We start from the raw sequence: 26,281 nt of genomic DNA, 5'->3' as shown, positions 1-26,281 counted from the left end.
ACATTCCATTACGTCATTGACCTGCCCCAGCCTGCATATGTACCTGACGTTCCACTGCCCTCGCTGCGATCAGCCGAATCGGTCGGAGGAACTGGGTGCATCCCCGCGTCTGACATGCGTGCATTGCGAATGGGCCAAAGAGGTCCAGAGAATCGAAGGCGAGCCCGAGAAGGCTGACGGCAATCGTTCGGTCCCAGCGGAGTGTCTGCGCTGCGGAAACGAAGACTTGTGGAGACAGAAGAATTTTCCGCAGTGGGCCGGGCTGAGCTGCGTCGCACTGGGTGCGGTGACCAGCAGCGTCGCCTGGGGATATCATCGTCCCGAGCTGGCTTTGGGCATCCTGATGGGATTCGCTTTGCTGGACATGGTTCTCTATATGACGATGCCGGATGTGCTTGTCTGTTACCGCTGTCGCACGAAGCATCATCAGGCCGACGTCAGTCAGCATGGGGGATTCAATCACGAACTGGCCGAGCGCTACCGGCAGGAGCGGATCCGTCTCGAACGATCGGAAGCCTCCAGAAACTCGGCCCACCCACCTCACTCAGCAGAAACGAATTAATTCGCCTTGGATGAGCAGCAGCAACGCATCGCAGAGGATCTGGCGGGTCTCTTTACTGGAGAATTCCGCTTCGATGATGTTGCGCGAGAGATCTACTCGACCGATGCGAGCATCTACCAGATCCGTCCGCTGGGGGTCGCCTTTCCCCGCCATCGCGAAGATGTGGTGACGCTGGCCCAGTACGCCCGCGATACGGAACTCCCGCTGATCCCTCGGGGAGCCGGGTCGGGTCTCGCCGGAGGAGCCCTCGGTCGCGGGCTGGTCGTCGACTTCTCCCGACACCTGCAGCTGATCGAAAAGATCGACGCTGACACCGTCCGGGTGCAGGCAGGCGTCGTGCGAGACCAGCTGAATCGTGCATTGCGGCCGCATGGCCGGTACTTCGCCCCGGACCCCTCTAACACCGCAGTGACAACTGTCGGCGGGATGCTGGCGGTCGATGCAGCTGGTTCTCACGCAGTCCGTGTCGGTTCCACCCGCGATCATGTCAAGAGCATCGAAACGGTACTGGCCGACGGCAGTCTGTTCGAAGCTGGCATTCATACAAATGTCAGTGGCGATCAGGAATCGCCACGTCGCAACGAACTGATCGCCCGTCTTTCGCATCTCCTCTCGGTGAACAAATCACTTGTTGATGAGAAGCAGCCGCCATTACAACGGAACTGTTCCGGTTATCATCTTCGAACCATTCTGCAGGATCAGCAGATCAACCTGCCCCGGCTGCTCGTCGGTTCGGAAGGGACACTGGGACTCTTCACTGCTGCCACGCTGCAGACGTTACCGTTGCCGAAACAGCGGGTGGCGGCGCTCATTCTGTTCCGCGATCTCGAAAAGGCAGTCGAAGCGGTCCAGGCCGTCTGTCTGCTGGACCCCAGCGCCTGCGATCTGCTGGACCGCCGATTGTTGTCGCTCGCGCGAGATTCGAACGAACGCTTTGCTGCTCTCATCCCCGCGAGCGCGGAAACCGCCCTGCTTGTCGAGTTTGCTGAATTCGGGGATCTGCCTCTCAGACACCGGCTGACACAGGCTCTTTCGGCCATTCACAATGCCGACCCGGGATCGCTGGTCGCAATGGAAGCGGAGACGGAAGAGGATGTCGATTTTCTATGGTCGCTGCCGACTCGCGTCGTTCCCCTGCTCAATCAGCTGCGGGGCGAAACACGTCCGATCCCGCTGATTGAAGATATCGCTGTCCCACCGGAAGTTCTCCGGGACTTCCTGTTGCGTGCTCAGCGAGTGTTCCAGAAGCACTGGATCACAGCGTCGCTGTATGCCCATGCTGCCTCGGGTCAGGTCCATTTCCGCCCGTTCATGAATGTCCCGCAGATCGGCAACGCTGGTCAGATCGAATCTCTGGCCCGTGAAGTTTATGAAGTAGCGATTGCCTGCGGGGGAACCGTGAGTGGCGAACACGGAAACGGCCTCGCCCGCACCGCTTTCATTCGCACACAGTATGGCCCGCTGTACCGTGTGTTTCAGCAGGTGAAAGAACTCTTCGACCCGAATTACCTGCTGAATCCCGGCAAGATCATCAGCAACGACGCCCATTTGACGATTCAGGATTTCCGCATTCCTCAATCGGCCGAAGACGAGAACAACCCACTGGTCCCGTTACAGCTGAAATGGGAGAGTGGAGAATTCGCCGAGACGACGCTTCGCTGCAACGGGTGTGGCGACTGCCGGGTGCAGAGCGATGAGCTGAGGATGTGTCCGTTCTTCCATGTCGATCAACTGGAAGACGCCAGCCCCCGAGCGAAAGCGAACCTGATGAGGTCGATCGTCAACGGCACGATCGCGCCCAAAACGTTTTCGACCGATCAGGCCAAGGAACTGGCCGACTCATGCTTCAACTGCAAGCAGTGCGAGCTGGAATGCCCCTCGTCCGTCAAGATTCCCGCACTGGCCATTGAAGCGAAGGCTCAATGCGTAGCGGCCAATGGATTGTCGCACGCCGACTACCTGCTCTCCCGGGCTCATTCATTCGGCAAGCTTGCCTGTCGATTCCCGCGAGTGGCGAACTGGGCCATTAACAACCGGCGAATCCGCTGGCTGATCGAGAAATTCCTGGGGATCGCCCATCAGCGAAAGCTCCCCCGCTTCTCCCACGGTCAGTTTCTGCGGACACTGAATCATTCGCGGTCTCTCGCTGAGCGGGCCGACGCCGTCTATTTCGTCGACCACTTCGTGAATCATCATGATCACGATCTGGGCCGCGCTTTCCTACGGATCATGCAGCATCACGGAATCAGCGTGACCGTTCCCCGGCAGCAGGTCGCCTCGGGAATGGCAATGATCTCAGCGGGAGATCTCGATGCTGCCCGTGAACTGGCCGAGGTGAATGTCGGACTTCTCGCGGAGTACGCACGGGAAGGCAAGCCGATCATCTGCACCGAACCGACGGCAGCCGTCTGCCTGAAATATGAGTATCCCCGCCTGGTCTCGCATCCGGACGTGCATCTGGTCGCGGAACAGACCATTGAAGCGGGGGCCTATCTGCAACAACTTCACGCCCAGAACAAACTGAAGACGAACTTCGCATCCGTCGCGCTGGAGTTTGGATATCACACTCCCTGCCATCTGCGATACCTGTCTCAGGAGAGCCCGCTGGCGGAGTTGCTCACCCTGATTCCAGACCTGCAGCTGAAGCGGATTCAGAAAGGATGCTCCGGCATGGCGGGAGCGTTCGGGCTGAGTGCCAAGAATTTTCACAAGTCGATGGCGATGGGGGCGGGCCTCATCTCTGAAATGCGTCATCCCCGGTTCCGGGCCGGATCTACGGAATGCAGCAGCTGCCGGATGCAGATGGAACAGGATTCCTCCGTGCCGACGCTTCATCCGCTGAAAATCATGGCGATGGCATACGGCTTGATGCCCGAACTTCAACAGCAGTTCGCTGCCCTGAGAACCAGTTCGTGAGGCCGCTATGCAGGTTCAGGTCAAGTTGTTTGCGAGAGTGAAAGACCTGGTCGGAGAACCTGTGGTCGAACTTTCGATTCCAGACAATGGATGTGTCCGCGAACTGCGGGCGAAGCTGGCGGAGGATTTCCCAGCGATCAAGCCGCTGCTTTCTCAGCTGTTCATCGCTGTGAATGAAGACTACGCAACCGATGAATCCCTCATTCCCCCCGGCGCAACTGTCGCCTGTTTCCCGCCAGTGAGCGGGGGATGATCGCGAGATCGAAACTCTTTCCTCATCAATGGTGAAAGCACAGATCGCAGACGAAGGTCAGAATGAATCAGTCGAATCCGGACCATCGAGTTGAGATTGTTCACAACGCCATCGACTCACAGCAGCTGCTGGAATTCGTCACCACGCCGCTGGCGGGAGCTGTCGTGCTGTTTCTGGGGACGGTCCGGGAACTGACGTATGGCCGAAGAACAACAGCTCTCGACTATGATGCCTATCCCGAGATGGCACTGAAGACGATGCTTGAACTGGTTGAAGAAACCTGCAGTCGCTGGCCGGTGCTGAAAGTCGCCGTCGTCCATCGTCTGGGGCATCTGGAGCTGACGGAAGCGAGTGTCGCGATCGCTGTCAGTTCCGCTCATCGTAAAGTCGCGTTTGATGCCGGCGAGTTTCTGATCGACGAACTGAAAGTCCGCGTGCCCATCTGGAAGAAAGAGAACTGGGACGACGGCACCACTGAGTGGATTCACCCGGGAATTGATCCCGCATGAAATGCCCCGTCACCGGTCTACTGCCGAGCCCGAGTAATACCCGATGTAATCATCGGCAAAGTAAATTGTCCTGGGGAAGTACGACGGCACGTAACCGGGAGGAACAAAAGCGGTCCCGGGAACGAAACGGGGATTCAGGTCGATTTGTCGCTCGCTGCGCCGGGCTTTTCCGGGAGCAGCGTCCGGATTCCCTTTGACCCAGATGACACTCTCCGCAGGCCCGCCGATCCAGCCTCCCGGCGGGTAGTATCTTCCCGAAAAAACCGATGGAACCGGCCCGCCGTAGATCCGCACTTTCGCCTCGACGGGTTGAACCAGGCTCAACACGAGACAGGCTGCGAGCAGAATGCACAAGCGGTGATGTCCCACAGCGTCCCCTCCGGATTCGCGGAGTGAACTGTCCGCAGAAACGACCCGCGGACCCACTTTTCACTCCACAAAATTCTACGACTCCGGAAGGGCTATGGGACAAAAAAGTCGGAGAATCCTCAATCCAGGCGAATTGAGTTCTCCTTAAACTCCCTTTTCACGCTTTGTGCCACGTCCCCGATGATTCGAAAGAGCCTTGTTCAAGGCCTGCAGGTAAGCGTGGACACTCGCTTCAATCACGTCCGTGCTCACCCCTTTTCCGTGATAGGTTCGGTCTTCCACATTGATCTCGAGCGTCACTTCTCCCTGCGCATCTTTTCCGCCGGAGACGCTGCGGACCTTGTACTCGTGCAAAACGGCGGTCAGGCCGACAATGCGTTCCAGGCACCTGAACGCAGCATCCACCGGTCCGTCACCGGTTGAAGCATCCTGCACCGTCGTTCCATCCTGATGCACGAGTGCGATGGTGGCTGTCGGGATCGTCCCGGTCCCCCCCAGAGTGTGAAAGCTCTTCACCGACCAGGTCTGTTCCGTCTCGTCGGTCCGGTTGTCGATGAGCGCGATGATGTCGGCGTCGTAGATTTCCTTCTTCTTGTCAGCCAAGGCAATGAAGTCATCGAAGACCCGCTGCAATGCTTCATCGGTCAGATCATAGCCCAGTGACTTCACCCGGTCGCGCAGGGCGTGGCGACCGCTGTGCTTGCCGAGCACAAGATGCGTGCCGACGATGCCGATGTCTTCCGGACGCATAATTTCATAGGTCGAACGATCCTGCAGCATCCCGTGCTGATGAATCCCCGCCTCATGTGCAAAGGCATTCTGTCCGACAATCGCCTTGTTCCGCTGGACCGCCATCCCGGTGATTCCCGAGACGAGTCGACTGGTCGGAAACAGCCGTGGCGTGTTGATGTTCGTGCGGACGCCGTAATAGTCCTGCCGGGTGCGAAGAGCCATGACAACCTCTTCGAGAGCTGCGTTCCCTGCCCGCTCGCCCAGTCCATTGATCGTGCATTCAACCTGACGGGCCCCAGCTTCGATTGCCGAGAGACTGTTGGCGACTGCCAGACCGAGGTCGTTGTGACAGTGGGTGCTGATGACAGCCTGCCCGATGTTCGACACGTTTTCCTTCAGATACCGGATCACTTTGTAATAGTGATTCGGTGTGGCGTAACCGACGGTGTCCGGAATGTTGACCGTGGTCGCACCAGCGGCGATCGTCTTTTCCACCACTTCGCAGAGAAAATCGAGCTCTGTCCGGGCCGCGTCTTCCGGCGAGAATTCGACATTCGGAGTGATGATGTCCTTCCGGGAGGCCATCTGGTCACAGGTGAACTTCACCATCTCGACAGCTCGTTTGAGGATTTCCTCCTTGGCCATTTTGAGCTTCAGGTCGCGGTGAATCGCGCTGGTTGCGAGGAACAGGTGAATTCGCACCTGCTGGGCGTCCTGAAGAGCCTGCCAGGCCCGTTCCACATCTTCGCGACGGCATCTGGCCAGGCCGCAGATCACCTTCTGATCACCAAACTTACGGGCGATCTTCTGAACCGCTTCGAAGTCCCCCGGCGAGGCAATCGGAAACCCAGCCTCGATGACGTCAACTCCCAGCTCCACGAGTGCTGCCGCCACTTCCAGCTTCTCGGCAGTGTCCATGCTGCAACCGGGCGACTGCTCTCCATCGCGGAGAGTGGTATCGAAGATTGTGATGACGTCATCAGCCATGATCATGAACTCGCTTCAAATTCTAAATCGATTTAATCCTGAAGTGTCTCTCACGGTGGTGCGCAAGAAAGTCTTTTCACCAGACCCCGGTGACATCAGGTCTGGACGAACCTTTTGATCAGGTCGCTTCACTCCGTGTCTCTGTGACTCCGTGGTAAAATTCTGTTCAAGGCGGACCGGGAACAGGGGGCAGTCCCAAAACAAAACGACCCCGAGACTTCCAAGAAAGTCTCAGGGTGATGCGAATCGCGAGGCAGACTCAGCGCACCGGCCTAAGACTTCCCGAGGGGAAGCAGGCAAAGTAGCAGGCCGAGATCGAACCGGGCGGAAATCATTTTCTGTACAAACTCCTGATTTCACTAAACTAGAAGGAGAAACGGGGGTTCGTCAAGCGGAAGAGCCCGATTCCAGGTGAACGGGCGTCCGGGGCCGCCTGGGCTGCCCGTCTGCAGACCCTGAAACGATTACACAGGTTCAGCCGTTTTTTCAGCTTTTTGCCGGAGTCGCTTGCCAGTTTCCCTGCTTCCACGATGATCAGGAGCAGTTCGCATCCCAATCTGTACCCCCACCGCACGGTCCACATGTTTCTCGTCACTCAGGAAATCGATTTCTGTTACGGGCATCGCCTGCTCAACTACGCTGGAAAGTGTCGCCACCTGCACGGGCACAACGGCCGGGCCGTGATCGTGCTGGAGGGGGAAAAGCTGGACGACCGCGGGATGCTGATCGACTTCAACGATATCAAACGCGAAGTCCGCAGCTGGATCGACGAGAATCTCGACCACCGCATGATCCTGTGCGATCGTGACCCCGCCCTTGATTCCCTGAAGCAGCTCGGGGAACCGCTGTACATCATCGATTCCAACCCGACCGCTGAAAACATTGCCAAGCTGATCTACGAACACGCTGCCGAGACGGGACTGCCGGTCGTTGAAGTGAGCCTCTGGGAAACCCCCCGCGCCTTCGCCACCTACCGCCGGTGAGGAACACGCAGCTTAAACGCGATCACTCTTCAGCTACTCCCCGATGATCTTCACCAGCACGCGTTTTCTCCTCTTCCCGTCGAACTCGTAGTAGAAGATGTGTTCCCACGGGCCGAGGTGGAGCTTTCCTTTCGTGATCGCCACGACCACTTCGCGGCCCATGATCTGGCGTTTCAGGTGGGCGTCAGCGTTGTCTTCCCCTGTCCGGTTGTGTCTGTAGGTCTGCGGCGACTCCTCAAACGGGGCCAGCTCCTCGAGCCATTTGTCGTAGTCGTGGTGCAGCCCCGATTCGTTGTCGTTGATGAAGACCGAAGCGGTGATGTGCATCGCATTCACCAGCACCAGACCTTCCTGGACTGTGCTCTCTTTGACAAGACGTTCGACATCTTCGTGAATGGAAATAATCGCCCTTCGCTGGGGGACTTCCATCCAGAGTTCCTGAGTGAGTGTTTTCATAAAGGGATCAGGGGGCTGAGGTCAGGGAGTTGGTTTCGCTTCTTCGTCGCTGAGGGAGGGGGCCTGCAGATCTGGATTGATGATGCCGACCCGCAGGTTTCCATCGGTCCACCATTTGTCCCCGCCGCCGTTGCGACCCTGCAGGACCTTGTGGAAGCCGGTCACAGTATATGTCTCGCTCAGGTCTCCCGTCGCATTCAGATCCGCGAACAGCTCATCCCGCTCCGCGTCGACGTTGCCAGAGATATGATGTGTGATCTGTCCTGTCGTATGACTGAAGCCGACACCGTGATCGAACGTCGCAGCCCCGAACCAGTAAGGACGACCGTCCGGATCCAGCTTGTCCGACTTCCAGAACCGGACATGGTTTCGCTGCTTCGGATCCTTTCCAACCGGTTTTTCGAACGCGAGATCTTCCTTACGTCCGAACAAGTACAGCGAGCTGACCGGAGCATCGACATATTCGCGGCGAAACACCGTATCGGCTGCGATCCGGAGCGAGCTGCGAAGGGTAACCGGGTCAGCCGGAGACCATTTCGCGAGCAGCATGATCTTCACCAGTTGTTCGCGCGTTCCTACCAGTGCGAGGTTGACGGGATCACCGGGAATCCCGGAATGAGTGAGTGTGATGCCGGGGACGTCATCCAGCGCGGGATGCTTCCGTACATACCGATGCCACGCTTCCGGCATGATCAGGTAGGCAATGCTGACATATGCCCAGAGCATCAGGGCCAGCATGACTCTCACTCGCTGACGTCTGGTGCGTTCGTGAAGAGGATGAGGCTGGGCGGTCGAATTGGTGGACATGGACGCTGGCTCGTGGTTGATCGAAGAGGTGCCTGACAGGGTGGAGACGACAGCCTGAATACTGCTGTTCAATAACGAATTTGATGTGCGGCGAATAGCGAGGGCCGGACCCGCGTCGGATCAGCAGTAGGGTGCATGAAGCACGAGCTTCCCAGGAAAGCGGTGTATTTCGCAACTTCCGCATGATGCCAGAGAGCTTCTTTACGGAGAAAGTTTCTCGTGCGAAATACAACGGCTGCTCAGAGTTGCTTCATGCACCCTACGACCACGACTGAGGGTTTATCGGGAGACTGACGTCTCCCGCTCGCCGGGTTCTTGATGTCAGCGGGTGATCGGACGCGGGGGAGTCCGCTGGGCCTGACCGCTTTCCAGCGACTGCATGAATCCCGCGAAGGCGTCGTTCAGATACGGAACGCGGGCTTTGATTTCCGCAACCGGCTGTGAGATGGTGCCGAAGACATAAACGCGGATCCAGCGGTCGCTCACCGCTTTCACGAACGGGCCGAAGAACGGGATGCGATTGTTGGCGGTGGAATAGAAGTCGAGCTCGAGGGCGGAAGCTTTCGACCCGGCATACCCGACATTGCCGCGTCCGACGAGGCTCAAAGCGTCTCCCCAGAGTTCAATCTTCGTGAATTCGAACATCTCATCTCGAATCGTGAAATCCCCGTAGGCATATTTGAAAGCGGCATCCCCCGGCTTGGCAGGACGGAAACTCAGCACAGTGAACATCTGGGCGAAAACGGGAAGTTCATAAAGTGCGGCCGGAGTGATCTGAATCCAGCCTTGACCGGTTGTGCTCTTGGCGGAGTCCCCCTTACCGGTCGCCTGCAAGACGCCATTGACCTTCCCCATGAGCCGCTGCGAATTGATATTGTGCTCTTTAGCCCAGTCGCCGAGTTCCGCCTCATTGACGGTCACTTCCAGCTGGTAAGTCATGTTCGCCATCGTGTCGGCCAGCGTGACGTCGACATCCAGTCCGATCTGCCCGCCGTACAGGTGGGCCCGCAGCTGTTCCTGATGATACGGATTGCTTTGATTGTAGACGGGGACATTCCCTGAAAGTTTGGGAGTCCCCAGCGTGAGCCGCCCGTTTTTGAGCAGGAACGGTCCACGGGCTTTATAAATCGACAGTTCCAGAGCATTGAGCGTCTCAAGCTCGGCATACCCTTCCATCCACAGGTTCTGCCCGTCCCAGCTGCCCCGGTGCACAACGTTCCCGGTCACATTGGAGATAGGGACGCCGGCGGTCAGTGTGTTTCCTTTCAAAGCGGTCAGCGCCGACCAGGAAGCGGTAATCAGATTGCGGTCACTGAGCCATCCCTTCATCTCCAGACCGAGGCTTAAGTCGATCGGGTTTCGCAGATCGACCGCCTTCAGGGCATCCGCCACCTGCACCGGGACAGCCCGGCGCAGCTCATCATCCGGATTCAGCTTCATGATGTGCAGAATGCGTTCATCGAGAAACATTCGCCACGCGACGTCCGGACCGGGATTCATTTCGATAAATGCCGAATCGGGAACGGCTCCGTTGATCAGCAGATAAGTTTCGTTGTGATCACCGTGATCGCCGTGCAGCGAATGAATCTTCAGGCGGTTGTTACTCCATGTCATGGTTCCGGAGACGTTGTTCCAGACATACGGGAGTGCGGCTGCCATGAATTGCCCGCTGTTCCAGTGAATGCCGTCGAGAGCAACCTGCACATCGGTGTCGGGAGTCCATGTCACGGAAACTTTGTCGACGTCGATCGATCCTTTGATGCTGAAGTCTTTCCAGGCGCTGGCGAGACTGGGGCTCGCCTTGGTGGAGGCCTTCTCCAGGTCATGATCAAGCGCCGCCTGCAGAACGGTCATCTCCAGTGCGAGAGCCCCCGGCCCCTCTTCGAGATCGTAGAATCCGCGGCCGGAAATTTTCGCGGTTCCGTGTGTTCCGGAAACCTCTTCAAACATCCACGTATTTCGCTTGAGTGGATTGTATCGCAGCTTGCCAGTCAGGTTGGTGACTTCGTACGGAAAGCCGACATAGTTCAGGGTGCCGTCCGTTAACTCCCCATCAATGCAGATCGCCACGCGCCCTTCGGTCTCGCCCCCCCGGATGATCTGCACGACAGCCGATCGAGCGGTCCCGTGCAGATTCAGAGAATCGAGGACCTTCCGGATCACCTCCTGTTCGGGTCGCTGAAGTGCGTTACGTATGGCGTTGTCGAAGGGGAAGTCGGCCACTTCGAGACGCAGATCGATGTCACGATCACGATTGGCCATGTCGATTCTGCCCCGGGCCTGCACCGGTCGGCCGTTGGCTTCTCCCTGCATCTGCAGTTCGAACGCAGTGCCGTTCTGAGTGATCTCCCCGTTGACGTGTTCCACGGGGTAGCGGAAGTAATCACACAGTCCTCTGCAGTCGGTCACTTTGAACTGATTGATCGCGTAGGCGAGCTTCTGCCCCGGCGACTGCGAGAGTTCAACGTCCACGTCGAACGTTCCCGAGGGATTCAGCATGTCGAAGGTTTTCCCCAGCTGTCCCCACAGAAAGCCGCGAATCCGCTGATCCAGCTGCAACTGCATCACCCGAACCTGAAAGTTCTTGGCCCAGTCGTGCGTTGATCGTCGGGCGCTGCCGTTGACATAGAGTGTGCTGCTGCCGTTGGCCGCTTTGACAGATTCGATCTCGATCAGGTCCGGAGTCATCCGGAATCGACCTTCGAGGTCATACAGCGGCATCGGCAATAACAGATCGGAGATATGTCCGTGATGGATACTGCCGTGAATGTCATAGTTCAAAGGCGACCTCAGCGAAGACTGACTCGCTTCGAACTGAAGCGAAAGGTCCGCCCGCAGCATCGGAACGGCTCCTGACTGGGCACCAGCTTCCACATCGATCTGACTGGCGGTGGCTGTCTGACGCGGCAGATGACTTTGTGATTGGGCCAGAATCGCCTGGTTTGTGCTCTTCAGCTGGGTCAGCTGCTCATGAACTTTCGGAGCGAACCGGCCCGCCAGATTCAGCAGCGAGTCATTCAGACGAATCTCGCCGGCGGTCCCGCGAACCTTCCATTCGCCGGACTGTGTATCGATCGACCCGGTTGCCTGAACCGGCCCGAGAGTGTCTGCCACGCTGGTACTGGTGAAACTGTAATTCTGGAAGGAGTCCGGCTGAACGGAGACCTGAATCCCCTGCAGCACCATCGATCGCATCTGACCATCTGTCGGACAGATGCACCCGATACGGACGGTGCCGTTTTTGATCGTCCAGCTGGGAGTGACAGCTGAGGGGGGAGGTTGCACCTTGACCCCTTCCCAGTTCCAGTGCTGATCTGCTCCGCGAAAGAGGATCACTTCTGGGGACTGCATCGTAATCTCGCGGACAACCAGGCGGCGATGGGTCCTGAGAATCTCAGTCTCGATCTCGATGACGATGCGGGGAATCCGCAGCAGTTCCGTTCCGGTGATGCGGGACCGGACGATCAGGTGTGTCAGTTCCAGATGACCGGTATCGACGAGCCGGAAGGCTTCAAAGTCGATGGCACAGCTCGGAACCGCCTTCTCAAGGTGTTCGTGAATGGCGGTCGTGATGAACTGATCCTTGGCGGACCACCAGCGCGCAGCGATCCCTCCTGCTGCGATCACTCCAATGAGCGTCAGCAGAATCATCCAGACCAGCGTGCCTCGGATTCCTTTCCAAGTCACATCAACAATTCCGATTCAGGTTTTGCGTGAACCGACACCATGCCGGAGGGATTCAAATCCATATGCAGACAGGACCAGCAATGGATATTCCGCCGGCAGCCGGTAACGCAGGGAGCTGACAAAAACCAGATGAATCACCGCGAAATAGAGTATCGGACCGGCCAGAATCGCCATAGACCAGATTGCTGCGCCGAGACCTCCCCCCTCTTTCTGAAAATGAAGGAGGTCGGGAGTCGAGAGACGGGATCCCGAAGCGGTCTCAGGCCCACCGATTTCAGCCGTTTTCCGGCTTTGGTCGAGCGATTCACGACTCGATACAACCGCCGGACGCCCTTCACGTGAACACCCGAACAGGCACAAGCTCCCCCAAATTGCCAGAAGTAGCACTGGAACGAAAAACGCCCCGACAATCAGACGGGCCCACCACTGGCTGAACTGGGCTGCGTTCGGCCAGGGACTCCAGTATCGAATCCCCTTGGCCACCGCGAGTTCCAGGACATGGCGGGGGTGTTCCAAGGCATATTTTCTGGCGGCCTTCCGGTAATGCTGGTCCACTTCATATTCACTCATCGACTGCATGAGGTTATCGCGATCAAAGAACCGCATGTCGCTGTCCCCCGTCGCCTCCGGGTTCAGGCCGTCGTACAGACTCGGGCCGGCCCAGAAGGTCGTGAAGGTGAAATGCCCCGTCACCTGCGCATTGCGGATCCCCCACGGAAGAAGCGCGAGGTACATCGACGCGATGATCAAGCCGCCCGCCCACGCTGCCCGGACTCGATTCGGCACAGTCAGAATGAGTAACACCGCCACCGTTGGTGCAGCGAGCAGCCAGCTGGGACGCATCATCACCCCCGCTGCGATCGCAATACCGGTTTGAACCGCCAGCCAAAGGATTCGCCCAACTGACGGACGTTGATCACCCGAAAGCTGTCGGTGCAGTTGATGACCCGCCAGCAGACTCCACAGCAAGGTGACGGCAAATGCGGTCTCACTGAGGATGGTCTCGGTGAACACGATCAGGACGGGAGAGACAGCCGCCAGAGCTGCTGCGATGAGTCCGACGCGGGCGCTGAAGACCTGCTTTCCGAGTCGATACAGCTGCCAGCAGGCGAGTGTCCCGACTCCCGCCAGGAAAAGCCGGGCTGCAAACAGACTCGGCCCGAACAGTTTGATCGATATCGCCAGCAACGCGGGGAAACCCGGCATCCGCAGGACGTACCGCGGGGGCGTGTAGACGGAATAGTCTTCCCCCGCAGCGATCCGCTGGGCCAGCATCCAGTACCCTTCAGCATCTCCTTCGATGAGGAAGGTGCGATGCCACCGGTAGTCGAGCAGGTACTGCAGTCCGCAGGCAGCGATCAATCTCAACACGAGCGCCGCTACCAGAATGATCAGCAGCGTTCTGCGTTCGCGATGATCATGAGCCGAAACGGACATGCAATCCCTGTTCAATACTGGAAGAATGCACTCGCTCACGCTTCGTGCTCTGACAGCCAGTGCTATGTCAGTCCCAGCACATCTGCCATCGTGTAGAGTCCTGCTGGCTTCGCCGAGGCAAACTTCGCAGCCGCCAGAGCGCCGTAGGCATAGCTGTCACGGGTATGACCGCGAACATAAACTTCGAGCGTCTCACCCAGCATCCCGAAGACGATCTGATGTTCGCCCACGTTGTCTCCAGTGCGGAGCGCGTGGTACCCGATCTCATTCTGCGGTCGCTTGCCGGTCTGACCTTCGCGGCCATGCACGTGATTCGTCTGGCCCATCTCCTCTGCGACGATCTGCCCAAATTTCAGTGCAGTTCCGCTGGGGGCATCTTCCTTGAATCGATGATGCCGTTCGACGATCTCGACGTCGACGCCGGATGGGAGGTTCTTCAGGCCTTTGGCTGCCTCGCCGACGAGTTTCATGGCGAGATTCACTGCCATGCTCATGCTGGGAGAAAAGACCACCGCCGTCTCCTGTGCAGCAGAGAGGATCTGCCCTTTCTGTTCGGGAGTCAGGCCAGTGGTGGCTTCCACCAACGGGATGCGACGTTCTGCGCACAGGGCCGCCATTCGCACTGCTGCCTCGGGAACGGAGAAGTCGATGATCGCATCGACACGACCGGTGAGTTCCGCGGTGATGGGAACACCGATCTTTCCGATCCCCGCATGTTCCCCAGCATCCTTCCCCAGAGCCGGACTGCCTGCGTGTTCGAGTGCAGCAACAACCTGCAGGGCGGGATCGACGTGAGCCAGCGCAATCAATCGCTGGCCCATACGGCCGGCTGCTCCATGAATGGCGATACGGATTTTTTCGGACATGGTGTGGTCTAGGGACTCAGGGTGAGGGCAAATGGTTTCGAAAAGGTCAGGATAGCAGATTCCCGTGATCAGTCGTGTGTGTTCAGCGGAACGTGCGTGACCTTCATCGTTTTCAGATTAACGACGGCAAATGAGTGCGGATTGGCGCGATATAACGCCCCCGGATTGAGCACAAGGGTTTTCCCTTCCTGATGATGCTCATACCGATGCGTGTGCCCGTAGCAGACAAGATCATATTCCTGGGAAGCAATCGTCTGCTGGAACAACGAGGCATCGTCGCTGTGAATCAGAGCGATCTTTCGTCCATCCAGTTCAAGCTCTCCGAACCGTCCATGACAGGTCTGGCCGGCTTCTTCAATCGCCACCCGCAACGAACGGGTTTCAGAATCACAGTTTCCGAAGACGAAATGCGTCGGCCATTCGGCAAACAGCGGAACAATCCCCGCGGAAACGATATCCCCGCAGTGGAGCACCGCAGACACATCATAGCGAGACAGCAGCGTCACTGCCTGTAACGTGTTGGGTATGCTGCCGTGAGTATCGCTGACGACGCCGATATTCATAGTGAATCAAAAATCCGGGATGAGGGGAATTTCAACCTGCCAATGCAGGCTCAAGCGAAACGTTCACGGACGCAGCCAGCTCCTGCAGCTGTCGCCAGGTTTCCGCCGGAATATCGACCCCCGACTTCTGGCGTTGCTCACGGCGACGCAGTTCGATCTCTCCGGGCATCAGGATCTCATCCACCCCCGGGCGACGCGGACATCCTTTGATGGAAGTCAGGTAACACTGCATCCATTCGTCATAGGAGGCCCGGGGAATGAAGCGTTCGATTTCCAGCAGCTGCATCCAGACACCATTGGCGCCGCGTGGGAGATCGTCACGGCAGACTCCGCTGCCGGAGAGGATCCCGCAGATCACGTCAATCATGACTGAGAGTCCGAAGCCCTTGTGTCCCATCAACGCTCCGCCGAGAGGGAGAATCGATCCATACGGCTTGTTGTAGTACGCATTGGGATCGCAGGAAGGATTGCCGTAGCCGTCGATGACCAGCCCTTCGTCAATCATCTCCCCTTTCTGCTTGGCGACCCGCAGCTTCCCTTCAGCAGTCGCACTGGTCGTCATATCGAGTACCAGAGCGTCGTTGCCGGCGGGGGCCGCAATGCTGATCGGGTTGGTTCCCAGGCGACGCTCAATCCCGCCGAACGGAGCGACTCCCCCTGGGCCCGGGGCATTGACAGCCATGATCGCGACCAGTCCGGCCCGTGCGGCCTCGTGAGTGTAGGATCCCAGTCGACCGATATGGTTGCAGTTGCGAATCAGGATGGTGGCTGTCCCCTGCTCGCGGGCCTTCTGCAGTCCCAGCTGAAGTCCAGCGCGGGCGGTCACCTGTCCGAAATTGAAATGACCGTCAATGACGGCAAAATTGGGACCTTCGTTCACGACTTCCATGCGTGCCCCGGGGCGCGCATATCCATCTCGAATAAATTCCACATACTGCACCAGCCTCATGACGCCATGACTGTCATGCCCCACCATATTGGCATCCGCGAGTTCGGAGGAAATGATGGCCGCTTCGTCTTCCGAGACCCCTGCCCCCTGAAGAATTGATGAGGCCACAGAGATCAATTGCTCAAAGTTCAGAATGGGCATGATGGAGGATCGCCGTAAGGAATCGGGACCGGAAACAGGTCCCCAGTGTACGTATTGCACAGAAGGATTGAAATTCTGCAGGCTCGGCGCACATGAGGTTCAAGTCGGCCGCTTCGCTTCGCGATTCAGGTGTGTCGCTAAACGGCTCACTTTTTCCGCGGAACAAAAACGTGGCCTATTCTGAAACCTGAATTGCGGTATAATTTCGCATGAAGCCAGTTGAGACAGTTTCAACCAGCTGACGGCTCACTGCCGTGATTCGCAATGTCGATGTCAAAATGGGAACAGTTCCGTTCCCTCGGAGACAATCGTCTCGCCCGTTGCCTGAAATGCCACTATGAGTGAGTCACTTCGAGGTCAAATTCTGATTGCCGGGTGCCAGTTACGGGACTCGAATTTCTTCAAAACGGCAGTCCTGATTGTCGAAGATGGCCCGGATGGAGCGATGGGTCTGGTGATCAATCGTCCCTCGGCTGTCACGATCGCCAAGGCCCTCACCGGCCACCTGGACCTGCCGGAAAACGATGATCTCATTTACATGGGGGGCCCCGTCGAGCCAGCGGCCCTGTTCGTCGTTCACAACTCCGCCCACCTCGATCCGGAAGAAGCGGCAGTCGTGCCGGGCGTCTACATGGGGAGCAGCGCGGAAGTTTTCGAAGACATCGTCTGCCAGTGCGACGACACCTACAACCCCGTCCAGTACCGCGTTTATTGCGGCTGCGCCGGCTGGGGGCCGGGTCAACTGGCTGGAGAAATGTCCCGTGGTGACTGGCTGACCATTCCCGCGCATCCCAGCTATATCTTCCATCCCAACCCCTACCTGGTCTGGGACGAACTGCTGGCGAAAAAATTCCGTTCTCAGCGGATTCTTCCCCAGACCTGTGAGCACCCGGAGTGGAACTGACCGGTCCAATATGAACGAAGTGGACCGCTGGGGCGTTTTCTCTCGCTCCGGACTGCTCCCACGCTTGAAGTCCAGTCCCTGAGCAGTCATTGTCGTGGCACGACGATCTCCCCGGAACCTTCAACCGAGAACCTCTCGTGCCAGCCTCAGAGTGGAATCCCGCCACCCCTCTCGAACTCAGCAGAATGATTGCTGAGAATTTTCATGGTCCACGACTGCCGCTCATGCCGGTGGGGGGCAGAACCGCACTCCGCTTCGGCGGGGCAGTGTGTGGTTCGCCCGCGGTCATCGTGACCGAAGGGCTCAACCGCGTGGTCGACTACCCTGCCCGTGATATGACGATCACGGTGGAGGCAGGCATGCGAGTCGATGACCTGCAGGAGATTCTTGCCAAGGAAGACCAGTTCCTGCCGATCGATATCGCCCAGTCGCATCGAGCCACCATCGGAGGAGCGATTGCCACCAACGCCAGCGGCCCTGCCCGATTCGGCTATGGAACGTTCCGTGACTCCGTGATCGGCATCTCGGCAATCGACGGCCAGGGTCGCCTGTTCTCCGCCGGCGGACGCGTGGTGAAAAACGTCGCCGGCTACGATCTGTGCAAGCTGATGATCGGTTCCCTGGGAACACTGGGAGTGATCACTCAGGTCACGCTGAAACTGCCTCCCCGTCCGCACAGCCGACTCTTTGTCGTGGTCCGCAGCCAGCAGCTCAGTCAGTTAGAAACAGTCCTTGAAAATCTGAATCTCTCCGCCACACGACCGGTCATCATTGATCTGCTCAACGCCAAGGCGGTCCGACAACTCCGGGCAGAAGCTCGACAGGATCTCCCTTCCGACCCCTATCTGCTGTGTATTGGCTATGCCGGGAGTGCTGTGGAAACCGCATGGCAGGCACAGGCACTGGCTGGCGAACTCAAAAAAGGAAACGTCGTCGCCCCCGTGATCCTTGAGGGAGATTCAGCAGAGAAACTCTGGAAAGGGCTTACAGAATACCAGGCCGCCTCGGACGATCCGATGACATTCCAGGCCACGATGCTCCCTTCAAAGGTCGTTCAGTTTGTCGACCAGTGCACTCAGGCGAAAATCGCAGTGCAGTCTCATGCAGGAAGCGGCATCGTCATCGGTCATGTCCCCGACAGTTGTGCCGAACCCTCCACCGCTGCCAGCCTGCTGGATCCGCTGCGACAGTTAGTCCGCAGCTCCGGAGGATCACTGGTCATCCTGAATTGCGATGACAACTGGAATACCCAGCTGGACCTCTTCGGAACTCCACTCAACAGCGAGCCGCTGATTCGAAAACTCAAACAGACATTCGATCCCGCGAATGTGCTGAACCCCGGCAGAATCTGACAGCGTGACTTCCGCTGCTTCTCCCCTGAAAATCAAATTTTTTGCACAGCCTGACTCTGAAGGCCAAGACCATGACCGCTCCCATTGAAGCTCCCCGAACCATGCGATGGACGGGGGAAAGCGACGGCTTTCTGACACTCATCGACCAGACACTTCTCCCTGTGCAGTTTCATGAAATGGAATGCCGCACGGTCGAACAGGTCTGGGAAGCGATCAAGTCGCTCCGGGTCCGCGGGGCACCTGCGATCGGGTGTGCTGCTGCTTATGGAGTGGTGATCGGCCTGCAGACGGAACTGGGAGACGGCTCCCGTGCTGCCTGCGACGCCCGCCTGCAGAGCGTGATCGACTATCTGGCGGAAAGCCGGCCGACCGCTGTCAATCTGTTCTGGGCTCTGGAGCGGATGAGAGTCGCTGCGGCTGCTCAACCTGACCTCTCCCCACAGCAGCTGCGCGAGCGTCTGCTCGATGAAGCCAAAGCGATCGAGATCGAAGACCGTGAGATGTGTGCAGCCATCGGTCGCCACGGACAATCACTGATCTCCGACGGCATGGGGATTCTGACTCACTGCAACGCCGGGGGTCTGGCGACAGCGGGTGATGGCACTGCCCTGGCAGTCATGTTCGCTGCCGCGGCCGCCGGGAAGAACATTCAGGTTTACGCGGACGAAACCCGGCCGCTTCTGCAAGGCGCCCGGCTCACGACCTGGGAACTTCAACAGCGAGGCGTCCCGGTCACGCTCATCTGCGACTCGATGGCGGGATGGGTGATGAAAGAGAAGCGGGTCCAGGCGGTAATCACCGGAGCCGACCGAATTGCAGCCAATGGAGATTCCGCCAACAAGATCGGCACGTACTCCGTGGCCCTGCTCGCCAAGGCTCATGGCATTCCGTTCTATGTCGCTGCGCCGTCCAGCACGTTTGACCTCTCGATCGCTTCAGGAGAAGATATCCCCATCGAGCAGCGGAAATCGGAAGAGATCACCCACGGATTCGGACGGACCACCGCTCCCGAGGGGACTCAGGTTTACAATCCCGCATTCGATGTCGCCCCCGCCTCATGCATCACAGCGATCATCACCGAGAAGGGAATCATCCAGCCGGTGACTGAAGAAAACGTCCGGGCACTGATTCAGAGTTAACAGGAACCACGGAAAGCACGGAAGACACGGAAACAAAGAAATTGAGTGGAACCGCGAATCAGGCGAATTCAGCGAATCTTAATTTTTTCTATTCGCCGTATTCGCACGATTCGCGGTTAAACCACCGATAATTTTTCCGTGTCTTCCGTAGTTCAATTTGCTGACCGCCGGTTCAGAGTACGACCTACTCGCTCCAGGAATGTGCCTTGGGTTCATTCGCGGTATGAGCTGCGGCTGGCTCCAGGAATCCGATTCCCCATGCCAGCACGATTCCCAGCAGCAGCGAAACGCTCAGTCGAACGCGGTGATGCGAATGAAATTCCATCTCCGGCAACAGGTCGCTCAGCGAGATGCACAGGAACACTCCCGCTGAGAATGCGAGCATTGAACCCACCAGAATGGTCTGCTGCTCGACGAGCCAGTTCGCTCCCAGCAGGAACAGCGCCGCTCCCAGCGGACACATGATCGCAAAGGCCCCGTTGACGCAGATCTGCCAGCGGGAAGGCCAGTGGGAAGCACGCATCAAAGCGGTGATCGACAGGGCGTCCAGCGGCTTATGCAGCACGATTGCGAGAAAAGTCCCCAGGCCCAGCATCCAGCCCCCCTGAGTATGGAGCGCTTCGGCTTCCATGCTGGCCCCCAGTGCCAGACCATCAATGAGCGTATGAACGGAAAGCCCGATGAAGACCCCCAGCCAGCTCATGTCTCCCGACAGGGGATCGCTGGAGTGCGAGTGGGGCTGGTGACCGTGGTCATGGTCGTGATCGTGGTCATGATCACAGCCGTGCGGGATCTGTTCAGGATCATGCTGATGGAAGTGAAATGTCCGCAGCAGAAAGAACATCACGACCAGCCCGAGCATCATGCACATCATGATGCGGTCGATCTGCCCTGCCCCCAGGTAAGAAATTGCGTGCGGAAGCATGTGGAAGAGTGCGATACCCAGCATCAGCCCTCCCACGAAACTGATGAGCATCTGCATCCGCTTGTGAGTGAGCTTGATCAGCTGGGGCAGGCGTCCTCCCAGCAGAGAGGCAGCCACGATCAACGCGCAGTAGACAGCCAGAACTGTGTAGGTGGAAGACATTGCACAAACCATCAGCGGGAGGCCACTGCCCATGGCAGCGCCGGGGAAACTGTGCATTTTAGCGGGATTTCTCAAAATGTCCCGCGAGAGTGATCCTCCCCCTGGATCGCCGTTTTGATGGTAAATGTGGGAATCCCCACACTCAGAGAGCGCCAGCAACGTACGCCACACTCTCCGAATGCGGCACCCGCTTCGCGATCGTCGATCCATCGAGGAAAACTCGATCGCAGAAAACACGTTCAGCCGCACGTTTGAAGCGTGCGGCTGAACGACATCCATCAAACTAGACCAGTTTGGTCTATCATGTGCAGGCGATTCAGGATTTTCACCGCATGAAAGTCCATATGATCGCCTGCGGAACGTAATAGATTATTGCCAAAACCGCTCTAGAAGTCTCAATTCAATGAGACCGATCCCTTACTGACAGCAAGCCGCGCCGTTGACGCAGCAGGACTGCTGTTGCTGGCAGCATTCTGCTCCCTCGAAACAGCATTCCGCACCGGCCTCACAGCAGGCTGGCCTGGCAGTGCAGCAAGTCTGAGCTGAGGCCTTGGCCAGCGTTGCCTGCAACGTGGCCGACAGGGATGCTGGTTGAATGCCCGAAGCCTGACAGCAGGCTGCTCCGGGAAAACAGCAGGCCGCATCGGGACAACAGGTGGAATTCGCGGCGGGGCTGGCCTGCGTTGCGGTCGTCGAAAAGGCAATCGCCAGCAGGGACAGAAACGTCACGGCAACAGCCAAAAATCGCATGGACATCTTTCAATCCTCCAGAAATTTGAAGTCAAAGGGCGAACGAACACTTCATTGGTGACGTTCGTAACTGCTCGTGAACAGAAAATCAGCCGACGAGCATGACCTTCGGAGGAGGAAGAGCGGGTTGATCGTTGCGAGTGACGACCAGTTCATCCTGCAGAGTGAGCGTGTTGATGAGGTCGTTTCTCAGGCCGATCGCATTCGGAACCGTCCAGAATGGAACCGAGACCGCGATCACGCAGCAGGCTCCGGGGCAACAGGGGCAGCCATCGCCCGAGGTTGACGATTTGTCCTGCGGGACCGAATCAGAATGAGAATTCCCGCGATGACAGCATGAAGAAGCGGTCACTGTTGCCTGGGCGTGATTCTGACAGCAGGCCATCGCACAGCAGGAGGCTCGCTCTTGGGGTGCTGGCTTTGCGGGGGAATGCAACGAACAGGTCTCCGCAGAATTTCCGATCGCCAGCTGCGGAGCAGTCCCGCACAGCGTCAGGGCGATCAGGAAGATGGAGAGAAGTCGTTCCATGGTGGAATGGTACGCTGCGCGCCCCTCTCTCTCAAGCAGATTCTCCGTTGGAATTCCGGCCCGATGCCCCTCGTGCTTCTCATTTCGAGACCGAAGTTCCCATGAAACCATTGCCATCCAGTGAACCAAGCGGCAACAGAAGAAGAACGGTGAAGCCTGTCCCACATGCAATTACGTTGATGCGTGAGAAAGTCTTGGCAAAGTCCATTTGACGCCCCTCGCCCAGCCCGCTAACCTGCGAATGGATTGCCGGTTGCAGCGACTGGGCAAATCGGATGAATCTTGCGGGCTGTGGATGTCGTTCGGAAATTCTGGGTTTTCACCAAAGTTCGACGTCCTCAAATCCGATTTTTACAGCACCTTCGGCGCAGTAGCCAAGTGGCCTAAGGCGACGGATTGCAAATCCGTTATTTCGTCGGTTCAAATCCGACCTGCGCCTCTTCACAACGCCGCATCGATCCAGAGATGCGGCGTTGTGGCTTTTCCGGCATGTCCATGGAATGGATTGGTCTTTCGCCCCGCGGTGAAGTTCTGATTCGCGGACCGGGTGTGTTTCACGCCTGTTCTTAAAAACTGCCGGTCGCTCATGCGGAATATATTTTCGCAAGGGAATGGATTCTCAGCTCTGCCCGTCAGAAATCTGTCGGTTGAAGGTGGGATTACTCCGATAAATCAATGGATGTCTGCCACCGCCGGGATTGTCTCGTTTCGGGATGGCGTTCGACGAGTTCCGCTTTCAGCCTGGATGTCTGATCATGAATCGCAAAACACTTTCGGCAGCGGCCCTGGCGGTTGTCGTCGGCCTCAAGTCAGTGGCAGGGATTGCCGCCCCGCCTGCACAGACCGTGACTGCGAGTACACAGCAGGGAGTGCAATGGCACAGCGACCTGAAAAGTGCCCATAAACAGGCCGTTGCCGAAGGCAAGCCGATCATGATCGTCTTCGGAGCCGAGTGGTGCGGCTACTGCAAGAAGCTCGAAAAGCAGACTATCAACACCCCAGAGATGAGCCGCTTCATCAACGAAAACTTCGTTCCGGTTCACCTGGACCTGGACAAGGAAAAGAAAATCGGCGAGATCCTGGAAGTGGAATCACTTCCCTGCACGATCGTCCTCAGCCCGAACGCGGACCTGCTGGGCCGCATCAACGGTTACCATACGCCGGCACCCTATCAGAAGAATCTGACCGCCGCACGACAGCTGTATCAGCCCACACAGTCGATCGTGCCGACCGAGGGGATCCTGCGGTAAAACCAATCAGCGAGGCTGCAGCACGGCGATCGAAGTCGGTTCCCCTGCCCCCTCACTGCCAGTCCACAACAGACGCTGGACGTTCTCCGGAACGTGCAGCGTCTCTTCTTTTGAGGCCTGCAGCACAGACTTCTGATGGCAGAAATCTGAGGTTCGATAATTCCGATTGTACCGGGCATAACGCCGCAAAATCGGAAAACGCGTTCCTTTCGGAGCGGCAGGAACGGAAAGACTCAACGCAATGATGGTTCCAAGTCGAATCTGATTGCGAGCTTCCCAAAGATCGCCGGGTGGGTCGGAAAAGACCTGCCGGCCCAATCGAGTGACACGCTGCTGTGCGTTCAAACACCCGCGGATGCCGAAATCTGAAACGGCTCGAGTCAGCCGCTAGGACATCCGATCGTCGGGGAGCGGGTGTCCATGTTGAGAAACCCAGGGAGGGGACTGATGTTATCCAAGCAGATGCACGCCGCAGCCGCACTTCTGGCTGTCTCATTCATGAATGTGGCAACCGCACAGGATTATACGGCGCCGCCAGAGTCCTATGGACAGATTCAACAGGCCCAGAGCGTGGTTGTCGAAACACCGACCCGCCCAGGGACCTACGTTCCCGGCGGACAGTATCCGCAGCTGAACGCCCCTCTGTACCCTGCTCCTGTGCAGTACACGCCCCCCTGGAACGGTGGAACGATCATCACCAACCAGGCTTTCGCTCCGCATGAAATGCTGTACCCGCACACCTATCACGCCATGTATCCCCCGTTCTATCACAAAGTCAAAGGGGGATGGTTCTGGACTCCGTTCGGCTTCCGTCAGCATGAGCACTGGGAACTTCAGGGAACTGAAGTGACGGTCAAGTACCGGTCCCACTATCCGCTGTTCGGCGGTTTCCATCCGCCCAACGTGCGCTGAGCTTTCGTCAAATTCCTGATTCCCGGGAGTTTGGCTCCGCCTGAAATGGACTCAGCCCGAACAATCGGCAGTCCTTCAGGCAAAGGGAAGAATCGGCATCACCAAACTCGATAAGTATCCCTGCCCCTGGCGTGCCGGCCTGCCAACGATGTGGAAGACCGTGCGATTCCCTGCCTGCCACCATGATTGGTCTGGCCGCATTCCAATTTGTCACTCTCAGGATGAGCAACATGATGACAGCATTTCGCGGATGGAGCCTGGGGTGTGTCGTCTCCGGCGCCTTGCTCTCGACAGTCTCTGTTCAGGCAGATGACGGCGAAGGGGTGGTTCGAATGGGTGCCCGCCCCGCTGCGGGTGTCGTCCGCATCAGCGATGACGGACTTCAGTCCCGGATCGTCCGCGGGCAATCTGAAATCGAACCGACGGCCGGTCAGTCGATCCAGCAGGAAGACCTCACTCAGATGTCGCACTGCGAAGCGGAAAACTGTCCCCCCGCGACTGCACAATGTCCCGACAGCTACGTCGTTGAGAACGGGCACGTCGGACTCCCCTGGAAGATCGCTTCCTGGATTCACAATGACTTTGCCCGCAAGGGGGCCTGGATCCGCGGCAAGTGCGGGCATGGCGACGGCAGCGGCGGTGGACATGGTCACTGCGGACACGATGGCCCCGGCCGACCGCTGGCAGGCTGCTATCACATCGTCTATCCAGTCGACCCCGGTTACTTCGATCAGCGTGACGGACAGGTCTATGCAGCTCCCGGGTACGGTGGACCGGTCTCTGTGCCGCTCGCACCGGTCGTGAACCATACTTACAACTATGGCTGGGGAATCCCTTCCAGCCGTCTGACCCCCGTGCTGCATCCGGTCACACAGGCTCCGGTCTCACAGATCCCCAGTCCTTATCCGACTGCTCCGGTCAGCTACTGAACCTGTGTTGAAGAAGCCTCTCTGGTGATTGTCGGCTAGGGCCGTTTCGCAAAAGTTCTATCACGTTCCACAGGCGATCCACTGGGTTTTCATGTGGTGAAAATCCTGAATCGCCGGCACATGATAGACCAGGCTGGTCTAGAGATCCTACAGGAAGACTGTCATGCTTCGAATTCGTGCCTGCTTGAAATCCTGCCTGATCGCAGGCGGAATCTTCACCGCGACAGCGACAACCGCGTCTGCCCAAACGTTTGAGAACGCCGGTGTCGTCCGCGTCTCGGATTCAACTGCGGCAGTTCCATCAGCCACCCAGAATTGCCCCAACGGTAACTGTCCGAATGGGAGTTCGGGTGACTCCAACTGCCCCCCGGGCGGATACGGATATGGCTACGGTTCCGGGCACGGAGATGGCTACCGCTTCTCGCCCCCTGTGAAGCGGCCGATCTATCGCAGCCCAGTCTCCTATACCAAAGGATTTCCGGACGCCTGGACCGGCCAGGCTGCCTACGGGCAGCAGTACGGCTACCGTGCTCCGACCGTCTATATGCCGACGGACACGACTCAGCTTGGCTATTACTATCAGGTTGTGCCTTACTGGCAGCCGAAGCCGGGGGCGATTCCCCCTCCACCCGTGCCGTCACAGTGGCACACGACAGTCGGCATGCTTCCCGGTTATGGACATCATCCTGCCGGCGTGATTTACGGAACCGCCCCGACTGCAGTTCCCCACACGCCGACTCCGCCACCCTGGGGAGGACAGGGACTTCCCCCCGAGCCGACCCCAGCCAACACCAACGTCCAGTCTGTGCAGCCCACGCGTGCAGAATCTTCTGCTCAAGGGCTTGAGCGGACCTCCAGCAGCCCGGCACTCCTTCCCATCGAGTAACGATTGCTGAAGCGACAGTATTTCAAGAGTCTTCCAGCCCGGTGGCACTGTCACCGGGCTGGTGTGCGTTGATGCGTTACCGCTCTGCTGGATCTGACCGACACGAACCCTGTCGATCTTGCGCTGGACTCTCGACTCTCTGCTTCTCTCAATTTCTCAAGAGCAATTACCCTCCTGTTCCGGCTGACTGTTTTCAACAGCGAAGAAATCTGCGAGACTAAAACGTGTCTTCCGCATCGTCACCGGGCGATGTGGAATTCATGCAGGCTGTCCGCTGATTTCCTTTTCGAACCGGCGGCTTGTGTGTTCGCTCTTTTCAATTCGTC

General features: G+C 58.0%; 24 protein-coding genes and 1 tRNA gene. 13 read left to right on the top strand and 12 right to left on the bottom strand.

Annotation, left to right across the window (positions count from 1 at the left end; translation table 11 throughout):
• The first annotated feature begins 37 nt into the window (after positions 1-37).
• The 4 genes from SH661x_RS04345 (at position 38) to SH661x_RS04330 (ending at position 4,240) form a co-directional block, all read left to right on the top strand.
• Positions 38-562 carry a hypothetical protein gene (locus tag SH661x_RS04345; RefSeq protein WP_437228364.1) on the top strand — a complete coding sequence of 175 codons (525 nt, stop codon included), beginning with the start codon at positions 38-40 and terminating at the stop codon, positions 560-562.
• A 6-nt stretch (positions 563-568) separates the two neighbouring features.
• Positions 569-3,478: an anaerobic glycerol-3-phosphate dehydrogenase subunit C gene (locus SH661x_RS04340; RefSeq protein ID WP_437228363.1), complete on the top strand. Its 2,910-nt coding sequence runs from the start codon at positions 569-571 to the stop codon at positions 3,476-3,478.
• A gap of 7 nt (positions 3,479-3,485) precedes the next feature.
• Complete coding sequence (gene moaD / locus SH661x_RS04335) at positions 3,486-3,731, top strand: molybdopterin converting factor subunit 1 (protein ID WP_437228361.1); 246 nt, start codon at positions 3,486-3,488, stop codon at positions 3,729-3,731.
• 62 nt (positions 3,732-3,793) lie between these two features.
• On the top strand, positions 3,794-4,240 hold the full coding sequence (locus SH661x_RS04330; protein WP_437228359.1) for a molybdenum cofactor biosynthesis protein MoaE: 447 nt from the start codon (positions 3,794-3,796) through the stop codon (positions 4,238-4,240).
• Positions 4,241-4,249: 9 nt separating this feature from the next.
• Here the strand turns inward: SH661x_RS04330 and SH661x_RS04325 are convergent, their stop codons facing one another.
• Together SH661x_RS04325 and SH661x_RS04320 are read right to left on the bottom strand one after the other, a co-directional pair.
• A complete protein-coding gene (locus tag SH661x_RS04325; protein WP_437228357.1) occupies positions 4,250-4,666 on the bottom strand; it encodes a hypothetical protein in 417 nt (138 codons plus the stop codon).
• 87 nt (positions 4,667-4,753) lie between these two features.
• Positions 4,754-6,328, bottom strand: coding sequence for a 2-isopropylmalate synthase (locus tag SH661x_RS04320; protein WP_437231168.1), 1,575 nt, complete (start codon positions 6,326-6,328; stop codon positions 4,754-4,756).
• Positions 6,329-6,909: 581 nt separating this feature from the next.
• On the opposite strand from SH661x_RS04320, the gene SH661x_RS04315 reads away from it, so the two are divergent.
• On the top strand, positions 6,910-7,311 hold the full coding sequence (locus tag SH661x_RS04315) for a 6-pyruvoyl trahydropterin synthase family protein (RefSeq protein ID WP_437228355.1): 402 nt from the start codon (positions 6,910-6,912) through the stop codon (positions 7,309-7,311).
• Positions 7,312-7,344: 33 nt separating this feature from the next.
• Here SH661x_RS04315 and SH661x_RS04310 read toward each other — a convergent pair whose 3' ends face one another.
• The 7 genes from SH661x_RS04310 to SH661x_RS04280 all read right to left on the bottom strand — a co-directional run bounded on the left by SH661x_RS04310 (position 7,345) and on the right by SH661x_RS04280 (position 16,217).
• A complete protein-coding gene (locus SH661x_RS04310; RefSeq protein WP_437228353.1) occupies positions 7,345-7,767 on the bottom strand; it encodes a secondary thiamine-phosphate synthase enzyme YjbQ in 423 nt (140 codons plus the stop codon).
• A gap of 21 nt (positions 7,768-7,788) precedes the next feature.
• Positions 7,789-8,574 carry an LssY C-terminal domain-containing protein gene (locus SH661x_RS04305; protein WP_437228351.1) on the bottom strand — a complete coding sequence of 262 codons (786 nt, stop codon included), beginning with the start codon at positions 8,572-8,574 and terminating at the stop codon, positions 7,789-7,791.
• Between the two features lie 321 nt (positions 8,575-8,895).
• Positions 8,896-12,261, bottom strand: coding sequence for a hypothetical protein (locus tag SH661x_RS04300; protein WP_437228349.1), 3,366 nt, complete (start codon positions 12,259-12,261; stop codon positions 8,896-8,898).
• 15 nt (positions 12,262-12,276) lie between these two features.
• Positions 12,277-13,698 (bottom strand): ArnT family glycosyltransferase, encoded by a 1,422-nt coding sequence (locus tag SH661x_RS04295; RefSeq protein ID WP_437228347.1) that lies wholly within the window; start codon positions 13,696-13,698, stop codon positions 12,277-12,279.
• Positions 13,699-13,760: 62 nt separating this feature from the next.
• On the bottom strand, positions 13,761-14,564 hold the full coding sequence (gene dapB / locus SH661x_RS04290) for a 4-hydroxy-tetrahydrodipicolinate reductase (RefSeq protein WP_437228345.1): 804 nt from the start codon (positions 14,562-14,564) through the stop codon (positions 13,761-13,763).
• Positions 14,565-14,632: 68 nt separating this feature from the next.
• The gene (locus tag SH661x_RS04285) at positions 14,633-15,127 is read right to left on the bottom strand and encodes a metallophosphoesterase (RefSeq protein WP_437228343.1); all 495 of its coding nucleotides are present in this window, start codon (positions 15,125-15,127) and stop codon (positions 14,633-14,635) included.
• Between the two features lie 31 nt (positions 15,128-15,158).
• Positions 15,159-16,217 (bottom strand): Ldh family oxidoreductase, encoded by a 1,059-nt coding sequence (locus SH661x_RS04280; RefSeq protein WP_437228341.1) that lies wholly within the window; start codon positions 16,215-16,217, stop codon positions 15,159-15,161.
• 337 nt (positions 16,218-16,554) lie between these two features.
• Here SH661x_RS04280 and SH661x_RS04275 point away from each other — a divergent pair, with 337 nt between their 5' ends.
• The 3 genes from SH661x_RS04275 to mtnA all read left to right on the top strand — a co-directional run bounded on the left by SH661x_RS04275 (position 16,555) and on the right by mtnA (position 19,612).
• Positions 16,555-17,121, top strand: a complete 567-nt coding sequence (locus SH661x_RS04275; RefSeq protein ID WP_437228339.1) for a YqgE/AlgH family protein — start codon at positions 16,555-16,557, stop codon at positions 17,119-17,121.
• Positions 17,122-17,306: 185 nt separating this feature from the next.
• Entirely contained in the window at positions 17,307-18,473 is a 1,167-nt protein-coding gene (locus tag SH661x_RS04270; protein ID WP_437228337.1) for an FAD-binding oxidoreductase, read from the top strand.
• 71 nt (positions 18,474-18,544) lie between these two features.
• On the top strand, positions 18,545-19,612 hold the full coding sequence (gene mtnA / locus SH661x_RS04265) for an S-methyl-5-thioribose-1-phosphate isomerase (protein WP_437228335.1): 1,068 nt from the start codon (positions 18,545-18,547) through the stop codon (positions 19,610-19,612).
• Positions 19,613-19,796: 184 nt separating this feature from the next.
• On the opposite strand, the gene SH661x_RS04260 is transcribed toward mtnA, so the two are convergent.
• From SH661x_RS04260 to SH661x_RS04250, 3 genes are all read right to left on the bottom strand, one after another.
• Entirely contained in the window at positions 19,797-20,756 is a 960-nt protein-coding gene (locus SH661x_RS04260; protein WP_437228333.1) for a ZIP family metal transporter, read from the bottom strand.
• A gap of 360 nt (positions 20,757-21,116) precedes the next feature.
• Positions 21,117-21,455, bottom strand: coding sequence for a hypothetical protein (locus tag SH661x_RS04255; protein WP_437228331.1), 339 nt, complete (start codon positions 21,453-21,455; stop codon positions 21,117-21,119).
• A gap of 82 nt (positions 21,456-21,537) precedes the next feature.
• Entirely contained in the window at positions 21,538-21,978 is a 441-nt protein-coding gene (locus SH661x_RS04250; RefSeq protein WP_437228329.1) for a hypothetical protein, read from the bottom strand.
• A gap of 364 nt (positions 21,979-22,342) precedes the next feature.
• On the opposite strand from SH661x_RS04250, the gene SH661x_RS04245 reads away from it, so the two are divergent.
• From SH661x_RS04245 to SH661x_RS04225, 5 genes are all read left to right on the top strand, one after another.
• Positions 22,343-22,417: transfer RNA gene (locus SH661x_RS04245), tRNA-Cys, on the top strand.
• 316 nt (positions 22,418-22,733) lie between these two features.
• Positions 22,734-23,228, top strand: a complete 495-nt coding sequence (locus SH661x_RS04240; RefSeq protein WP_437228327.1) for a thioredoxin family protein — start codon at positions 22,734-22,736, stop codon at positions 23,226-23,228.
• Between the two features lie 447 nt (positions 23,229-23,675).
• On the top strand, positions 23,676-24,140 hold the full coding sequence (locus SH661x_RS04235; protein WP_437228325.1) for a hypothetical protein: 465 nt from the start codon (positions 23,676-23,678) through the stop codon (positions 24,138-24,140).
• Between the two features lie 230 nt (positions 24,141-24,370).
• A complete protein-coding gene (locus tag SH661x_RS04230) occupies positions 24,371-25,069 on the top strand; it encodes a hypothetical protein (RefSeq protein WP_437228323.1) in 699 nt (232 codons plus the stop codon).
• Between the two features lie 163 nt (positions 25,070-25,232).
• The gene (locus SH661x_RS04225) at positions 25,233-25,955 is read left to right on the top strand and encodes a hypothetical protein (RefSeq protein WP_437228321.1); all 723 of its coding nucleotides are present in this window, start codon (positions 25,233-25,235) and stop codon (positions 25,953-25,955) included.
• Positions 25,956-26,281 lie beyond the last annotated feature (326 nt).

The organism is Planctomicrobium stercoris (genome assembly GCF_051465655.1).
GTDB lineage: Bacteria > Planctomycetota > Planctomycetia > Planctomycetales > Planctomycetaceae > Planctomicrobium.
This window is presented reverse-complemented; position numbering and strand designations above follow the sequence as displayed.

Bases quoted from the DNA above. Each gene is read 5' to 3' on its own strand.
- SH661x_RS04295 (WP_437228347.1), bottom strand. From the start codon at position 13,698: ATGTCCGTTTCGGCTCATGATCATCGCGAACGCAGAACGCTGCTGATC.
- SH661x_RS04225 (WP_437228321.1), top strand. From the start codon at position 25,233: ATGCTTCGAATTCGTGCCTGCTTGAAATCCTGCCTGATCGCAGGCGGA.
- SH661x_RS04235 (WP_437228325.1), top strand. From the start codon at position 23,676: ATGTTATCCAAGCAGATGCACGCCGCAGCCGCACTTCTGGCTGTCTCA.
- SH661x_RS04260 (WP_437228333.1), bottom strand. From the start codon at position 20,756: ATGCACAGTTTCCCCGGCGCTGCCATGGGCAGTGGCCTCCCGCTGATG.
- SH661x_RS04285 (WP_437228343.1), bottom strand. From the start codon at position 15,127: ATGAATATCGGCGTCGTCAGCGATACTCACGGCAGCATACCCAACACG.
- SH661x_RS04310 (WP_437228353.1), bottom strand. From the start codon at position 7,767: ATGAAAACACTCACTCAGGAACTCTGGATGGAAGTCCCCCAGCGAAGG.
- SH661x_RS04275 (WP_437228339.1), top strand. From the start codon at position 16,555: ATGAGTGAGTCACTTCGAGGTCAAATTCTGATTGCCGGGTGCCAGTTA.
- SH661x_RS04240 (WP_437228327.1), top strand. From the start codon at position 22,734: ATGAATCGCAAAACACTTTCGGCAGCGGCCCTGGCGGTTGTCGTCGGC.
- SH661x_RS04305 (WP_437228351.1), bottom strand. From the start codon at position 8,574: ATGTCCACCAATTCGACCGCCCAGCCTCATCCTCTTCACGAACGCACC.
- SH661x_RS04280 (WP_437228341.1), bottom strand. From the start codon at position 16,217: ATGCCCATTCTGAACTTTGAGCAATTGATCTCTGTGGCCTCATCAATT.
- SH661x_RS04270 (WP_437228337.1), top strand. From the start codon at position 17,307: ATGATTGCTGAGAATTTTCATGGTCCACGACTGCCGCTCATGCCGGTG.
- SH661x_RS04255 (WP_437228331.1), bottom strand. From the start codon at position 21,455: ATGTCCATGCGATTTTTGGCTGTTGCCGTGACGTTTCTGTCCCTGCTG.
- SH661x_RS04320 (WP_437231168.1), bottom strand. From the start codon at position 6,328: ATGGCTGATGACGTCATCACAATCTTCGATACCACTCTCCGCGATGGA.
- SH661x_RS04345 (WP_437228364.1), top strand. From the start codon at position 38: ATGTACCTGACGTTCCACTGCCCTCGCTGCGATCAGCCGAATCGGTCG.
- SH661x_RS04315 (WP_437228355.1), top strand. From the start codon at position 6,910: ATGTTTCTCGTCACTCAGGAAATCGATTTCTGTTACGGGCATCGCCTG.
- SH661x_RS04250 (WP_437228329.1), bottom strand. From the start codon at position 21,978: ATGGAACGACTTCTCTCCATCTTCCTGATCGCCCTGACGCTGTGCGGG.
- mtnA (WP_437228335.1), top strand. From the start codon at position 18,545: ATGACCGCTCCCATTGAAGCTCCCCGAACCATGCGATGGACGGGGGAA.
- moaD (WP_437228361.1), top strand. From the start codon at position 3,486: ATGCAGGTTCAGGTCAAGTTGTTTGCGAGAGTGAAAGACCTGGTCGGA.
- SH661x_RS04330 (WP_437228359.1), top strand. From the start codon at position 3,794: ATGAATCAGTCGAATCCGGACCATCGAGTTGAGATTGTTCACAACGCC.
- SH661x_RS04230 (WP_437228323.1), top strand. From the start codon at position 24,371: ATGATGACAGCATTTCGCGGATGGAGCCTGGGGTGTGTCGTCTCCGGC.
- dapB (WP_437228345.1), bottom strand. From the start codon at position 14,564: ATGTCCGAAAAAATCCGTATCGCCATTCATGGAGCAGCCGGCCGTATG.